Origin of the sequence: Candidatus Planktophila sp., from assembly GCF_044232745.1 — a bacterium.
Lineage (GTDB): Bacteria > Actinomycetota > Actinomycetes > Nanopelagicales > Nanopelagicaceae > Planktophila.
On the sequence record NZ_JBIILI010000002.1, the window covers coordinates 173,432 to 185,779 of the forward strand.

9 protein-coding genes are annotated in these 12,348 nt (G+C 46.4%); 8 read left to right on the forward strand and 1 reads right to left on the reverse strand.

The features are described 5' to 3' along the window. The first annotated feature begins 1 nt into the window (after window position 1). A complete protein-coding gene (locus tag AC9UGD_RS02505) occupies window positions 2-478 on the forward strand; it encodes a cell division protein SepF (protein ID WP_509569072.1) in 477 nt (158 codons plus the stop codon). A gap of 3 nt (window positions 479-481) precedes the next feature. Continuing rightward, window positions 482-766, forward strand: coding sequence for a YggT family protein (locus tag AC9UGD_RS02510; RefSeq protein WP_509569075.1), 285 nt, complete (start codon window positions 482-484; stop codon window positions 764-766). Here AC9UGD_RS02510 and ileS read toward each other — a convergent pair. Continuing rightward, entirely contained in the window at window positions 763-3,873 is a 3,111-nt protein-coding gene (gene ileS, locus AC9UGD_RS02515) for an isoleucine--tRNA ligase (protein ID WP_509569079.1), read from the reverse strand. The genes AC9UGD_RS02510 and ileS overlap by 4 nt on opposite strands. Before the next feature lie 270 nt (window positions 3,874-4,143). Here ileS and AC9UGD_RS02520 point away from each other — a divergent pair, with 270 nt between their 5' ends. The 6 genes from AC9UGD_RS02520 to AC9UGD_RS02545 are packed head-to-tail and all read left to right on the forward strand — an operon-like array spanning window position 4,144 to window position 12,336. Then, window positions 4,144-4,959, forward strand: a complete 816-nt coding sequence (locus AC9UGD_RS02520; RefSeq protein WP_509569082.1) for a TraR/DksA family transcriptional regulator — start codon at window positions 4,144-4,146, stop codon at window positions 4,957-4,959. A gap of 2 nt (window positions 4,960-4,961) precedes the next feature. Further along, window positions 4,962-5,441 (forward strand): signal peptidase II, encoded by a 480-nt coding sequence (lspA, locus tag AC9UGD_RS02525; RefSeq protein ID WP_509569085.1) that lies wholly within the window; start codon window positions 4,962-4,964, stop codon window positions 5,439-5,441. A gap of 2 nt (window positions 5,442-5,443) precedes the next feature. Next, window positions 5,444-6,385 (forward strand): RluA family pseudouridine synthase, encoded by a 942-nt coding sequence (locus AC9UGD_RS02530; protein WP_509569088.1) that lies wholly within the window; start codon window positions 5,444-5,446, stop codon window positions 6,383-6,385. A gap of 18 nt (window positions 6,386-6,403) precedes the next feature. Then, window positions 6,404-9,901 (forward strand): DNA polymerase III subunit alpha, encoded by a 3,498-nt coding sequence (dnaE, locus tag AC9UGD_RS02535; RefSeq protein ID WP_509569091.1) that lies wholly within the window; start codon window positions 6,404-6,406, stop codon window positions 9,899-9,901. Between the two features lie 42 nt (window positions 9,902-9,943). Continuing rightward, the gene (gene hisD / locus AC9UGD_RS02540; protein WP_509569093.1) at window positions 9,944-11,254 is read left to right on the forward strand and encodes a histidinol dehydrogenase; all 1,311 of its coding nucleotides are present in this window, start codon (window positions 9,944-9,946) and stop codon (window positions 11,252-11,254) included. Then, on the forward strand, window positions 11,251-12,336 hold the full coding sequence (locus AC9UGD_RS02545; RefSeq protein ID WP_509569096.1) for a histidinol-phosphate transaminase: 1,086 nt from the start codon (window positions 11,251-11,253) through the stop codon (window positions 12,334-12,336). The genes hisD and AC9UGD_RS02545 overlap by 4 nt, the downstream gene beginning before the upstream one ends. The last annotated feature ends 12 nt before the right edge of the window (window positions 12,337-12,348 follow it).

Consider the following 12,348-nt stretch of genomic DNA (forward strand, 5'->3'; position numbering starts at 1 on the left):
TATGTCTAATCCAATGCGTCGTATCGGAAACTATCTTGGCTTGATGGATGATCCCGAGTTTGATACTCCACAAACATCTGCCACTCCAGGTGTTGCAGCAACCGGTGATGTTCGCATTAAGACTCGCGAAGCTCGTTCAGTGTCAGCGGTTCGTCACACATCAGCTGTTGAAGTAGCGCCCCAACTTGATCTTCCAGTTTTAGATCGCATCGTTACTTTGCATCCACGTTTCTACAACGAGGCCCGCACAATCGGTGAGCACTTTCGCTTAGGAAATCCAGTAATCATTAACCTCACCGATATGGATGAATCAGAACACAAGCGTCTGGTTGATTTTGCAAGCGGACTCGCATTTGGTTTGCACGGAACAATCGAACGTGTAACCAAGAAGGTATTTCTGATCTCACCAGCAAATGTCAACGTCAGCATCGAAGACAAATCAGCTGCTGCACAAGCAAGCTTTTTTAACCAAAGCTGACCTATGTTGAGCGTTGGCTCATTGCTTGCAACAATTCTGCAAGTATTCCTCTTTGCCTTACTTGGACGTTTGATTTTTGATTATGTTCAAATGTTTTCTCGTAGCTGGCGCCCGAAGGGTCCAATCCTGTATCTAGTTGAAGCGATTTATACAATCACCGACAAGCCAATGAAATTTGTAGGTAGATTTGTGCCACCACTTCGACTTGGTGCGGTAAGTCTAGACATGAGTTTTATTGTGCTCTTTTTCGGAACACAGTTATTGATGGGCTTTGTCAGAAGTATTTAGCTTTTAATTAATACGACCGCAACGCCAATTTCTGTATCTTCAATGGCTAGCGAGCTATCCCGCACCATTGACACAGCCAAAACCTCATCCGCAATGTGTTGCATGTCAGATTCAATTGATGCGGCAATCTCATCGGTAGCATTCCAAGTGAGATTAATGCGATCAGAGATATCAAAGCCATCGCTCTTTCTACGTTCCTGGATGAATCTGATTACTTCACGCACGCTACCGGCTGCAAGCAATGCAGGGGTCAGTTCGAGGTCCAGAGCAACACTTTCTCCATCATGAGAAGAAACGCTCCATCCACTCTTTGGAACTTCAGTGATAACAAGATCATCGAGCGCGATTTCCCAGGCACCCACGGAGGTTGTGCCGGCTGCGCGTAAAATCTTTACTAATGTAGTTGCATCAGTTGCAGCAATTGCTTTTGAAATATCTTGAACTGCGCCGCCGAATTTCGCACCTAATGATTTGAAGTTAGCCTTAACGCTGATGTCCACTAAATCGCCATCAGCTGAAGCAATGTCTTCGAGGGTTTGCACATTTAACTCATCAGCAATTTGTTCGCGCATTTGTTCTGGCAAAGTGGACCAACCACTTGCTGCAATTAAAGCACGGCCCAAAGGCTGGCGAATCTTGATTCCAGATTCAGCGCGCGTTGCACGGCCAAGTTCTACAATGCGTCGCGTCAAAGCTACTTGAGCTCCAAGTTCGGTATCGATGTCAGATGTTTGGGCTATTGGCCAATTAGCTAAGTGAACCGAAGCCACTGAAGTTGCATCTGTTGGGCGCACAAGCTCTTGCCACACTTGTTCGGTAATAAACGGAACTAGTGGAGCTAATAACTTTGTCAGAGTCACTAAACATTCATGCAGCGTGCCTAGGGCTGCATTATCGCCATCCCAGAAACGGCGACGAGAGCGACGTACATACCAGTTAGACAAATCATCGATAAAGCGAGCAAGAGCTCGGCCCGCGATCTGCGAATCAAAGTCTTCTAGCGCAGCATCGACCTCTTGAATTAAAATGTTGAGTTCAGAAATAATCCAACGATCCATTAGTGGACGATCTGCCAGTGCTGGTGTTTGTGAAATCTCAAAGTTAGAAGCATTTGCATAGAGCGCATGGAAGGAAACGGTGTTCCAGTACGTCAATAAGGTCTTTCGAACAACCTCATTAAGACTGTCATGACCTACGCGTCGAGCTGCCCACGGCGATCCTGCTGCCAACATGTACCAACGGACTGCATCTGCGCCATGTTGATCCATAAGTGCCATTGGTTCTAGAACATTGCCTAGGTGTTTACTCATTTTGCGACCATCTTTATCCAGGATGTGCCCTAGGCACAGCACGGTTTTATATGAAGATTGATCAAAGACCAATGTTCCAATAGTCATTAAAGTGTAGAACCAGCCACGGGTCTGGTCGATTGCTTCGCAGATAAAGTCGGCAGGGTATGACGCCTTGAACTTTTCTACAGAACCTTCCTTATGCGGATATCCCCACTGCGCAAATGGCATTGCACCAGAGTCGTACCAACAGTCAATAACTTCAGGTACACGTGTCATTGTTGCTGCACACTCAGCACAGGTAAAGGTAATGTCATCAACAAATGGACGATGTGGATCAAGGTTTGAAAGCTCTTTTCCAGCTAGTTCGCCAAGCTCTTTCAGTGAATCGATACACACTTCATGCTTGTTCTCACAACGCCAGATAGGTAGCGGTGTTCCCCAAAAACGGTTGCGCGAAAGCGCCCAGTCAATATTGTTGTTAAGCCAATCGCCATAGCGACCTTCCTTAATTGTTTCAGGATGCCAATCTGTTTTTGCATTTTCGCGAAGCAATGCGTCTTTAATCGAAGTTGTGCGGATGTACCACGATGGTTGCGCGTAATACATCAGGGCTGTGTGACAGCGCCAGCAGTGCGGATATGTGTGCTCGTATTGCTGATGCTTGTACAGGGCACCACTTGCCTTTAACTCTTTGACCAAAGGCTTATCTGCATCTTTAAAGAACATTCCAGCTACAACAGGAACATCAGGTAAGAAGTGTCCATCAGGTGCAATTGGATTTACAACGGGCAATCCATAACTACGACAGACCGCTAAGTCATCGGCGCCAAAGGCTGGTGCCTGGTGAACTAAACCGGTGCCATCTTCAGTAGTTACATACGTAGCCAAAACCACAAAGTGGGCATCTGGAATTTCGATGTAATCAAATGGACGCTTGTATGTAGTGCGTTCAAGTTCCTTGCCAAGCATGGTTTTTAAAATCTTCTTTTCGCCCTTAACTGCTTCCATCAAGTTTTGGGCAACAACGAGTACCTCAGTCGTTTCATCATCAGTAACTTCGATTGCAACGTATTCGACATCTGGGTGAACAGCAATTGCAGTATTAGAAACCAAGGTCCACGGGGTAGTGGTCCACACCAGCAAGGAAGCTTTAAGAGCTGCAAGATCCCCTGAAGTAATTGGGAAACGAACAAATACTGAAGGATCTGTAACAGTCTCGTAGCCTTGTGCTAATTCGTGATCTGACAGCCCTGTTCCGCAACGAGGGCAATACGGTGCAACACGATGATCTTGAACTAGCAGACCTTTCTTCCAGATCTCTTTTAATGACCACCATACTGATTCAACATATTCAGGCGACATGGTCCAGTAGGCCTCATCAAAATCAACCCAGAAACCCATTCGATCTGTCATATCTGTAAAGGCAGTTACGTGGCGCTGTACTGATTCGCGGCACTTGTCATTGAATGGAGCAATTCCGAATTTTTCAATATCGCCCTTGCCAGAAAATCCCAACTCTTTTTCTACGGCAATTTCAACAGGCAAACCGTGGCAATCCCAACCAGCTTTGCGTGTTACCTGCTTGCCTTTCATGGTGTGAAAACGCGGAAACAAATCCTTAAATACTCTGGCTTCGATGTGGTGAGTTCCTGGCATTCCATTTGCTGTTGGTGGACCCTCATAAAAGGTCCAGGTTGGTGCACCATCGCGGGCTGCAACTGTTTTTTCAAAGATTGAATTGTCGCGCCAGAACTTTAGAATCGAATGTTCGACGGCAGGCAGATCTACTGCTGCTGGGATGGCGCGAAATGACATAAAAAAATCCTCCAGAAAACAATCTCTGGAGGGACGATCGCTGCATTTGCAGCTTTCGCGGTACCACCCGCCTTGCGCACCTAAGTGCACCACTTCTTATCTCTCGTGCTGGTTCTAGATGAGCGCTAGCCCATTTCTTCCTGCCGGCTCGTGAGGTGATTGCCCCGTCAACGCCTTGAACGCGAGGCCTTAAGTGTAGGTCATAGAGATATAAAAAATTCACCGTGGCGCAATTGGTATAGGTGCCTACTTGGGCATAAGGTTCGCGACATGCCTAAGAAGCCTGTTAAAAAAGCGGTTGCCAAGAAAGCGCCTGCGAAAAAGGCTGCACCAGCGAAAAAGGCTCCAGCAAAGAAAGTAGCCGCTAAAAAGGCAGCGCCGGCTAAGAAGGTTGCGGCCAAGAAAGCTCCAGCAAAAAAAGCTCCAGCAAAGAAAGCTCCAGCAAAAAAAGCGGCTCCTGCTAAAAAGCCAGTAGTTAAAAGCATTCCGGTTAAAAAAGCGGCAGGAAAACCATTTCCTTCAAAGACCACTCTTACAGTTGATGAAAAATCTCAAACGGTATCGGTCTCGACAGTTACAGCTCCAGTAGTTGCACCTGTCATTGAAGAGCGTCGCTTGGTTATGCCACCTCCGCCGCGTCCAGTCAAAAGTGGCAAGAAGATTGCTCCTCTTAAGCCAATCAAAGTTGCTCCTACTCCCGTAGTTGTAAGTGACTCTGAGGCACCGTGGACTAATGCAGAAATTAAGGCGGTTCGTACCGAGATTTCAAAGGAGCTAGACCGTCTTCGCAAAGAACTAGCCGTTGTCGAACGTGAAATGGATGAATTGATTCAGGAATCTGGCGAAGGCGCAGGCGATGATCAAGCCGATGCTGGTACAAAAACTTTTGAGCGCGAACATGAAATGTCATTGGTAATTAATGCCCGTGACATGGTTTTGCAAACAGAACGCGCACTAGAACGTATTGATAATAAAACATATGGAAATTGCGAAGAGTGCGGATCGCCAATTGGTAAGGCGCGCCTTCAAGTATTTCCGCGCGCAACACTCTGCATGCTGTGCAAGCAGAAGGAAGAACGGCGCTAACGGTGCGCACATGGCGCACACTCTTTAGTGTTGCCTGGTTTGTTTGGATCCTCGACTTAGCAACAAAAATCTGGGCTGTTAGCACGCTCTCGCAGAGATCAAATATCAAAGTCTTTGGCTCTTTTTTTCAACTTACTTTGGTTCGAAATCCAGGCGCCGCTTTCTCATTTGCAACTGGCGCAACCATCTTTCTTACGATTTTTTCCCTAATAGTTCTAGTTACGATTTTGTACTTTTCGCCACGAATTACCTCTAAGGGCTGGGCCGTTGTTTTAGGCCTTGTTTTAGGGGGAATTATTGGAAATTCCATTGATCGAATTTTTCGTGAGCCAGGTTTATTGCGAGGCCACGTGATTGATTGGATGCAGCTGCCTAATTGGCCAATATTCAACATTGCAGACTCAGCGATCGTTATTGCCGCCCTTATTTCAGTTGTACTTACCGCCCGAAACATTCCACCCATTTCAAAGGTAGGCTCATAGGCATGAGCAATCGCATCTCCCGTACCTTGACAGTGCCCGAAGGTGTTGCTGGCGAACGCATTGATAGTGCTTTAACTCGTGTCCTTGGGTTGTCACGAACAGCGGTCGTTAAATTACTTGAAGATGGTGACATCACATCCGGTGGCAAGGCGATGCCAAAATCAGATCGTGTTACCGCCGGACAAGTAATCGAAGTTTTGATGCCAGAACCAATTAATTCTGATCCAATTCCATTAACCCCTATTGATGGCCTAAGCATTATTTATGATGACAGTGACCTCGTTGTTATTGATAAGCCAGTTGGTTGCGCCGCTCACCCAAGTCCAGGATGGACAGGACCAACAGTTGTTGGCGCATTAATGGCAGCTGGCTACTCAATTTCTACATCTGGTCCTGCAGAGCGTCAAGGAATTGTGCATCGACTAGATGTTGGTACAAGTGGATTAATGATTGTTGCAAAAAGCGACACGGCATTTCATGTACTCAAAGATGCTTTTCGAAATCGCACAGTCGACAAGGTGTATCACGCAATGGTTCAAGGTCATATGGATCCAACAACCGGGACTATTGATGCTCCAATTGATCGCCATCCAAAAGAGGATCACCGTTTTGCGGTAATGGCAACAGGAAAAGAATCAATTACTCATTACGAAGTTATCGAATTTTATCGTGGCGTATCTATGGTGAAAATTGAGTTAGAAACAGGACGCACCCACCAAATTCGTGTTCACTTTTCCGCCCTGCATCACCCTTTGGTCGGGGACACGACATATGGCGCAGATCCGGTGCTGGGTAAGAGTTTAGGAATGTCTAGACCCTGGCTTCATGCTGCCGAACTCACATTCGCCCATCCCGTGACTGGCGCAGCGCTTCACTTTGAAGCACCATACCCAGCCGATCTCACACGCTCCCTGGCGTTGCTTTCCGACGCAGTTCTTCCATAAGCACTAATCTCGCCAATCATGTCCACAGATAATTTCGTACATCTGCACGTCCACACCGAGTATTCAATGCTCGATGGTGCGGCTCGTGTCGACGATTTAATGTCCGAAGTCAAGGCACAAGGCATGCCTGCAATAGCAATGACAGACCACGGAAATGTATTTGGTGCTTTTGATTTTTATAAAGCTGCAAAAAAATATGAGGTAAAACCGATTATCGGAATCGAAGCATATGTTGCTCCCGAATCACGTTTTGATAAAAAGCGAGTTCAGTGGGCTGCTGGTGGGGAAGATGATGTGTCTGGCGGCGGCGCGTATACTCACATGACAATTCTGGCTGAAAACAACCAAGGACTTGCAAATCTATTTCGACTGTCATCGTTGGCATCGCTTGAAGGTTATTACTACAAGCCGCGCATGGACCGCGAATTACTTGCTAAATATTCAGAAGGACTAATTGCAACGACTGGCTGCCCGGGTGGAGAAATCCAAACCCGTTTGCGTATGGGTGCATATAAAGAAGCGATCAAAGCAGCTAGTGCATATCAAGATATTTTTGGTAAAGGAAATTTTTATCTAGAAGTCATGGATCACGGAATTGAAATTGAAACGCGAGTAAAAGCAGATCTATTAAAACTTGGTAAAGAATTAGGGTTACCGCTACTTGCTACTAATGATCTTCACTACACACGTCAAGAAGATGCTGCTGCACATGAAGCCTTATTGTGCGTGCAATCTGGATCTACCTTGGCAGATCCCAAGCGATTTAAATTTGATAATGACACCTTTTATGTCAAGACCGCAGTACAAATGCGTGAGCTTTTTAAAGAGATTCCAGAAAGTTGTGACAACACCTTACTTATAGCTGAGCGTTGCAACATCACACTTCGTGAAGGTGAAAATTTGTTGCCTCAGTTCGAAGTTCCAGCTGGCGAGAGTGAAGATTCATGGCTTAAAAAGGAAGCAGAGCGCGGCCTCAAGAGTCGAATGGGTGATCGCATAACGCCAGACCATGAAACTCGCTTGCAGTACGAGCTCGGCGTTATGGAAAAGATGGGCTTTCCGGGTTACTTCCTTGTAGTTGCCGACCTTGTCGCACATGCCAAAGAGGTTGGTATCCGCGTTGGTCCAGGTCGCGGCTCTGCTGCAGGATCACTGGTCGCATACGCTCTTGGTATCACTGGCCTGGATCCCTTAGAACATGGGCTTTTGTTTGAGCGATTCCTTAACCCTGAACGTATTTCCATGCCTGATATTGACTTGGACTTTGACGAACGTCGTCGCAGCGAAATGATTCGATACGCCACAAATAAATATGGTGAGGACCGAGTTGCTCAGATCATCACGTATGGAACTATCAAATCTAAGCAAGCCATTAAAGATTCAACACGAGTTCTTGGCTATCCATATGTAATTGGCGAGAAATTAACTAAAGCTTTACCTCCGACAGTTATGGGTAAGGACATTTCCTTAAGCGGAGTTTTTGATTCTAAAGATGATCGATACGGAGAAGCAGGCGAGTTCCGTGCTTTGTATAACTCAGATCCTGATTCAAAGCGCGTCGTTGATACCGCTCGCGGCCTTGAAGGCTTAAAACGTCAATGGGGTGTGCACGCAGCTGGAGTTATTTTGTCTCGCGAACCATTATTAGATGTAATCCCAATTCATCGCCGCGAGGCCGATGGCGCCATCATTACTCAATTTGATATGGGTGCTTGCGAAGCAACAGGGCTGCTAAAGATGGATTTCTTGGGACTGCGAAATCTTTCGGTACTAGATGATTGTCTACTTAACATTAAGGCGAACCAAGGAATTGATGTTGTTTTAGAAACGTTGACTCTGGATGATCCAAAGACGTACGAATTACTAAGTCGTGGAGACACTTTGGGTGTCTTCCAGCTTGACGGTGGACCAATGCGTGCCTTGCTCAAGAGCATGTCACCAGATTCATTTGAAGATATTTCAGCTGTTATTGCCTTATATCGCCCAGGACCTATGGGTGAGAACGCACATAACAACTACGCCGATCGTAAAAATAAGCGCAAACCTGTCGAATCAATTCATCCAGAATTAACTGAGCCGTTGCAAGAGATTCTTGGCGATACCTATGGATTAATCGTGTATCAAGAGCAGGTAATGGCGATTGCACAAAAGGTTGCGGGCTTCTCGCTCGGCCGCGCGGATCTTTTGCGCAAGGCAATGGGTAAGAAGAACAAAGAGATTTTGGATAAAGAGTACGTTCCCTTTGAAGCAGGCATGAAGGAGAATGGATTTTCAACGGCTGCGATTAAACGTTTATGGGAAGTCTTGATTCCATTCTCTGATTATGCATTTAACCGTGCGCACTCTGCTGGCTATGGTGTTGTTTCATATTGGACTGCGTACTTAAAAGCTAATTATCCGACCGAGTACATGGCAGCCTTGCTTACATCAGTTCGCGACGACAAGGACAAGTCGGCGCTGTACTTATCCGAATGTCGTCGCATGGGAATTAAGGTTTTATCACCTGATGTCAATGAATCCGATGCCGAATACACGCCATGTGGCGTCGATATTCGTTTTGGGTTAGCGGCGATCAGAAATGTCGGCGAAGGCGTTGTGGCGTCGATTAAGAATTCCCGCACTAGCAAGGGTCGATATACATCCTTTGGAGATTTCCTAGCCAAGGTTGATGCACAGGTGTGTAACAAGAAAACGATTGAGTCCCTAATTAAGGCCGGAGCTTTCGGATCATTGGGATCAACCCGAAAAGGATTAATAGCTGTTCATCTTGAAGCAATTGATTCTGTTATTGAAACAAAGCGGGCTGAAGCAATTGGGCAATTTGATTTATTTGGTGGCGAAGCAGTCACCGCTGTTTCTGGATTAGATATCGAAGTTCCAACGGGCGAGTGGGATAAGTCGATGCTGTTGTCCTACGAACGAGAAATGTTAGGGCTATACGTTTCAGATCATCCATTACTTGGCGTAGAACATGTTTTGCGTGCCAGTACGGATATGTCCATCAGCGAAATTGTTGATGATGGCGCTCAACATGAATCAATCGTAACTATTGGTGGATTGATTACAAGTGTTACTCGTAAAGTTTCTAGACAAGGTGCATCATGGGCTGTTGTCACGGTCGAAGACCTTGAAGGATCACTTGAAGTTCTATTCTTTGCCAATACGTATAACCAATACTCCATGTCATTAACAGAGGACCGCATCGTCACAATTCGCGGACGCGTGGACCGTCGAGAAGACAAATTGCGGTTCACGGCACTTGAAATGTCGATGCCAGATATCAATGCGACCCCAACGGGACCACTTGTTATCTCATTGCCAATTCAACAGTGCACCCCTCCCGTCGTTGATCGAATCAAGGAAATCTTGCGTTCACATCCAGGCAAACGTGAAGTTCATCTACAACTCAATGACAATGGAAATAGCACAGTTATGAAGGTTGATGCATTAATCACATCATCTCCGAGTTTGAGCGCGGATTTGAAATCGATCCTGGGGCCTAACTGCCTCGTTTAAATTGAGCCTCAAGGTATTGGGCTAAGCCGTTACAATTGCCTAATGATTCGTACCGTTGACCTGCGCGGACGAGCCCTGTCTAAAGCCCAATACAACCTAGAGCTTCCTCGTGCCACGCTCTATGTTGCAGAAGCGATGGTGTTGATCCAACCAATCCTTGATCGGGTGAAAAATGGCACCGAAGCAGATCTAATCGCCTTGGCGCAAGAGTTTGATGATGTAACTCCTGCCAGTATCCGAGTGCCACAACACGCACTGGATGAGGCGCTTTTACAATTAGCACCAGCGATTAGAGAAGCACTAGAGCTTTCGATTTCAAGAGTTAAGAAAGTTCATAACGACCAAGTACGGTCTGAAAAAACCACCATTGTCATTGACGGCGGAACAGTTACTGAAAAGTGGGTTCCGGTTGATCGCGTGGGCTTATATGTTCCTGGTGGACGTGCGGTGTATCCCAGCAGCGTGATGATGAATGTAATTCCGGCGCAAATTGCAAAGGTGCAATCAATTGCAGTTGCTTCACCACCACAAAAAGAGTTTGGTGGATTGCCGCACCCAACAATTCTTGCAACGTGCGCCCTCCTTGGAATTACTGAGGTCTACGCGGTCGGGGGAGCGCAAGCAATCGCTCTATTTGCTTATGGCATGGACGGCGTTTGCGAGAAGGCAGATTTAGTAACAGGACCCGGAAATATTTATGTTGCCGCTGCCAAGCGTGCGCTTCGTGGAGTGATCGGAATTGATTCAGAAGCAGGTCCAACAGAAATTGCAATTCTTGCCGATTCTTCAGCGATTGCAGCTGATGTTGCTGCGGATTTAATTAGCCAGGCAGAACACGATGTGATTGCAGCAGCTGTTCTTGTTACAGATTCTCCAGAATTGGCTAAAGCAGTTCAAGCAGAACTTAAAACTCGCGTTGCAGCGACCAAGCACGCTGATCGAATCAAGGTTGCGTTTTCTGGTGTGCAATCAGCCATCGCCTTAGTGGATTCTATTGAACAAGGTTTGGATGTCGTTAACGCATATGCGGCGGAGCACCTTGAAATTCAAACTGTCAATGCACGCACAGATGCGGCGAAGATTCGCAATGCTGGCGCTGTCTTTATCGGTCGATTCTCACCAGTTTCATTAGGAGATTACTCCGCTGGCTCAAATCACGTCTTACCTACTGGCGGATGCGCCTGCCATTCAAGTGGTTTATCTGTGCAAACTTTCTTGCGTGGATTGCACTTTATCGAATACGGCCAAAAGGCATTTACGGACATTGTCGATACCGTTGTAACCCTTGCTAACGCTGAAGATTTACCGGCACACGGTGAAGCAATGACCGCTCGCTTGGAGAATTTGAAATGAGTTGGCCAAGTTGGTTGCCGCTGCGCGAAAATCTTCGCCCACTATCACCGTATGGCGCCCCACAAGTGCCAGCACAAGCAGCACTTAATACAAACGAAAATCCATATCAACCCTCACTTGCTTTGCAAAAGGCAATTACTGATGCAGTAGCAAAGGTTGCAGCTGATTTAAACCGCTATCCAGATCGTGATGCAACTGTTCTGCGCACAAAGCTTGCGGATTACATTAACGAGCAAAGTGGCACAAAGTTTTCAGTAGATAATCTCTGGGCAGCAAATGGCAGCAATGAAATCATTCAATCAATTTTCTTGGCATTTGCCGGGGGACCGGTCCTTGGATTTACGCCTTCTTATTCAATGCATCCACTTATTGCAAAGGTCACAGGCGCACAATGGATTGATGGAAAGCGCAACGCTGATTTTTCTTTAAATACCGCTGATGCGGTGGCAGAAATCCAAAAGCACAAACCAACATTGACCTTTATTACAACGCCTAACAATCCAACTGGTGGTGCTGTCACAATTGATTCAATTCAAATCTTGGCAGATGCTGCTAAATCTGTTGGGGGATTGCTTGTTGTTGATGAGGCGTATGCAGAGTTCTCGCAAGAAATATCTGCGGTGACCTTAATTGCTAATAACCCACATGTAATTGTTATTCGGACCATGAGCAAGGCATTTGCCTTTGCTGGTGCACGTGTTGGTTATTTGGTAAGTGATGTAAGCGTTAAAGATGCGATGATGATTGTGCGCTTGCCGTACCACCTCAGTGCCTTAACGCAAGCTGCCGCACAAGTGGCCATCGATCACCGACAAGAGTTGTTAGCAGGAGTCTCCTACCTCATTGAATCGCGAGCAATAGTTGTTCAGGCACTTCACGATATGGGACTGACAACGATTCCAAGCAGCGCAAACTTTGTTTTGTTCACTGGATTTAAGCAGGATGCGCCACAACTGTGGGCTGCGCTGCTGGAAAAGGGTGTTCTGATTCGAGATGTGGGATTATTAGGGTACTTAAGAGTGACCATTGGCAATGAAGCCGAAAACAATTTGTTTATTTCAGCCCTCAAAGAGCTCATTTAAGAAGGAGAGACC